The 687-nt window shown below is 43.1% G+C and carries 1 protein-coding gene; it reads left to right on the top strand.

Going from position 1 to position 687, the window contains the following annotated elements; translation table 11 throughout:
* On the top strand, positions 1–679 hold a 679-nt coding region (lpxL, locus tag R7E38_RS22960; RefSeq protein WP_318082152.1), incomplete at its 5' end, for an LpxL/LpxP family Kdo(2)-lipid IV(A) lauroyl/palmitoleoyl acyltransferase.
* Positions 680–687 lie beyond the last annotated feature (8 nt).

Here is a 687-nt window from a genome sequence, read left to right as displayed (position 1 = left end):
AAACTTTCAATACACGGGAATGGCACTCATCGAAACTGGTATCGCTTGGTTTTGGCCAGACTGGCGAATTAATCGCATAACTTCTATTGTTGGCAAAGATCGTCTGCTCACAGAGGAAAAGAACGGTCGCGGTGTTTTGGTGGTGTGTAGTCACCATTTGAACTTGGAAATAACCGCTCGTATCTTCAGCCAATTTGCCAAAGGCTATGGTGTTTATCGACCAAACTCAAACCCTGCTTATGAATTTATTCAACATCGAGGCCGAACTCGTTTTGGGCATCAAATGATCGATCGAAAAGACGTGAAATCAATGCTCAAAGTTTTGAAAAATGGCCATCGACTTTGGTATTTACCTGATCATGATTATGGTGCCAGCCATTCTGTTTTTGCACCGTTTTTTGCCGTTGAACAAGCTGCGAGCACAGTGGGGTCTAGTGTGCTTATTGACGCAACAAAGTGCGCGGTCATATCAGGTGTCACTGTGAGCAGGAATCATCACTACACGTTGTATATTGGGAAAGACCTCAGTGAGTATTTTGAAAAGCGTAATGCGATGAAAGCGGCAAGTATCTTGAACCAAGAACTCGAAAAAATGATAAGACGCGATATTCCTGCGTGGATGTGGTTGCACAAACGGTTTAAAACACGTCCTGAAGGATTTGATTGCGTCTATACGTAGAACATAAA

The organism is Vibrio sp. Vb2131 (assembly GCF_033338535.1).
GTDB classification, from domain to species: domain Bacteria; phylum Pseudomonadota; class Gammaproteobacteria; order Enterobacterales; family Vibrionaceae; genus Vibrio; species Vibrio alginolyticus.
The sequence above is the reverse complement of the archived record's forward strand: the minus strand, read 5'-3'. Positions and strand labels throughout refer to the sequence as shown.